3 protein-coding genes are annotated in these 2,733 nt (G+C 45.0%); 1 reads left to right on the top strand and 2 read right to left on the bottom strand.

The features are described from left to right. Positions 1-446, top strand: a 446-nt coding sequence (locus AACH10_RS25280; RefSeq protein ID WP_341413336.1) for a hypothetical protein, incomplete at its 5' end; no start/stop codon positions are given. A 35-nt stretch (positions 447-481) separates the two neighbouring features. Here AACH10_RS25280 and aph(3')-Ia read toward each other — a convergent pair. Continuing rightward, on the bottom strand, positions 482-1,297 hold the full coding sequence (gene aph(3')-Ia, locus AACH10_RS25285) for an aminoglycoside O-phosphotransferase APH(3')-Ia (protein ID WP_000018329.1): 816 nt from the start codon (positions 1,295-1,297) through the stop codon (positions 482-484). A 1,187-nt stretch (positions 1,298-2,484) separates the two neighbouring features. After that, positions 2,485-2,733, bottom strand: a 249-nt coding sequence (locus AACH10_RS25295) for a hypothetical protein (RefSeq protein ID WP_341413337.1), incomplete at its 5' end; no start/stop codon positions are given.

Consider the following 2,733-nt stretch of genomic DNA (forward strand, 5'->3'; position numbering starts at 1 on the left):
CAAATCGTTACTCTGTAAAGCTAGAAAAATATAAGGAGACAGTGTATACGGGTGTAAAATTAGGCATCTGTACAGTATCTTGTATAGTTTCAATTATAAGTTTCATTTCTCGAAAAAAAAAAAAAAAAAAAAAAAAAAAAAAAAAAAAAAAAAACAAAAAAAAAAAAAAAAAAAAAAAAAAAAAAAAAAAAAAAAAAAAAAAAAAAAAAAAAAAAAAAAAAAAAAAAAAAAAAAAAAAAAAAAAAAAAAAAAAAAAAAACCCAACTTTCTTGTACAAAGTTGGCATTATAAGAAAGCATTGCTTATCAATTTGTTGCAACGAACAGGTCACTATCAGTCAAAATAAAATCATTATTTGCCATCCAGCTGATATCCCCTATAGTGAGTCGTATTACATGGTCATAGCTGTTTCCTGGCAGCTCTGGCCCGTGTCTCAAAATCTCTGATGTTACATTGCACAAGATAAAAATATATCATCATGTTAGAAAAACTCATCGAGCATCAAATGAAACTGCAATTTATTCATATCAGGATTATCAATACCATATTTTTGAAAAAGCCGTTTCTGTAATGAAGGAGAAAACTCACCGAGGCAGTTCCATAGGATGGCAAGATCCTGGTATCGGTCTGCGATTCCGACTCGTCCAACATCAATACAACCTATTAATTTCCCCTCGTCAAAAATAAGGTTATCAAGTGAGAAATCACCATGAGTGACGACTGAATCCGGTGAGAATGGCAAAAGCTTATGCATTTCTTTCCAGACTTGTTCAACAGGCCAGCCATTACGCTCGTCATCAAAATCACTCGCATCAACCAAACCGTTATTCATTCGTGATTGCGCCTGAGCGAGACGAAATACGCGATCGCTGTTAAAAGGACAATTACAAACAGGAATCGAATGCAACCGGCGCAGGAACACTGCCAGCGCATCAACAATATTTTCACCTGAATCAGGATATTCTTCTAATACCTGGAATGCTGTTTTCCCGGGGATCGCAGTGGTGAGTAACCATGCATCATCAGGAGTACGGATAAAATGCTTGATGGTCGGAAGAGGCATAAATTCCGTCAGCCAGTTTAGTCTGACCATCTCATCTGTAACATCATTGGCAACGCTACCTTTGCCATGTTTCAGAAACAACTCTGGCGCATCGGGCTTCCCATACAATCGATAGATTGTCGCACCTGATTGCCCGACATTATCGCGAGCCCATTTATACCCATATAAATCAGCATCCATGTTGGAATTTAATCGCGGCCTCGAGCAAGACGTTTCCCGTTGAATATGGCTCATAGATCTTTTCTCCATCACTGATAGGGAGTGGTAAAATAACTCCATCAATGATAGAGTGTCAACAACATGACCAAAATCCCTTAACGTGAGTTACGCGTATTAATTGCGTTGCGCTCACTGCCCGCTTTCCAGTCGGGAAACCTGTCGTGCCAGCTGCATTAATGAATCGGCCAACGCGCGGGGAGAGGCGGTTTGCGTATTGGGCGCTCTTCCGCTTCCTCGCTCACTGACTCGCTGCGCTCGGTCGTTCGGCTGCGGCGAGCGGTATCAGCTCACTCAAAGGCGGTAATACGGTTATCCACAGAATCAGGGGATAACGCAGGAAAGAACATGTGAGCAAAAGGCCAGCAAAAGGCCAGGAACCGTAAAAAGGCCGCGTTGCTGGCGTTTTTCCATAGGCTCCGCCCCCCTGACGAGCATCACAAAAATCGACGCTCAAGTCAGAGGTGGCGAAACCCGACAGGACTATAAAGATACCAGGCGTTTCCCCCTGGAAGCTCCCTCGTGCGCTCTCCTGTTCCGACCCTGCCGCTTACCGGATACCTGTCCGCCTTTCTCCCTTCGGGAAGCGTGGCGCTTTCTCATAGCTCACGCTGTAGGTATCTCAGTTCGGTGTAGGTCGTTCGCTCCAAGCTGGGCTGTGTGCACGAACCCCCCGTTCAGCCCGACCGCTGCGCCTTATCCGGTAACTATCGTCTTGAGTCCAACCCGGTAAGACACGACTTATCGCCACTGGCAGCAGCCACTGGTAACAGGATTAGCAGAGCGAGGTATGTAGGCGGTGCTACAGAGTTCTTGAAGTGGTGGCCTAACTACGGTTACACTAGAAGAACAGTATTTGGTATCTGCGCTCTGCTGAAGCCAGTTACCTTCGGAAAAAGAGTTGGTAGCTCTTGATCCGGCAAACAAACCACCGCTGGTAGCGGTGGTTTTTTTGTTTGCAAGCAGCAGATTACGCGCAGAAAAAAAGGATCTCAAGAAGATCCTTTGATCTTTTCTACGGGGTCTGACGCTCAGGGAACGACGCGTACCGCTAGCCAGGAAGAGTTTGTAGAAACGCAAAAAGGCCATCCGTCAGGATGGCCTTCTGCTTAGTTTGATGCCTGGCAGTTTATGGCGGGCGTCCTGCCCGCCACCCTCCGGGCCGTTGCTTCACAACGTTCAAATCCGCTCCCGGCGGATTTGTCCTACTCAGGAGAGCGTTCACCGACAAACAACAGATAAAACGAAAGGCCCAGTCTTCCGACTGAGCCTTTCGTTTTATTTGATGCCTGGCAGTTCCCTACTCTCGCGTTAACGCTAGCATGGATGTTTTCCCAGTCACGACGTTGTAAAACGACGGCCAGTCTTAAGCTCGGGCCCCAAATAATGATTTTATTTTGACTGATAGTGACCTGTTCGTTGCAACAAATTGATGAGCAATGCTTTTTTATAAT

Origin of the sequence: Pseudaquabacterium inlustre (assembly GCF_038066595.1) — a bacterium.
Lineage (GTDB): Bacteria > Pseudomonadota > Gammaproteobacteria > Burkholderiales > Burkholderiaceae_C > Pseudaquabacterium > Pseudaquabacterium inlustre.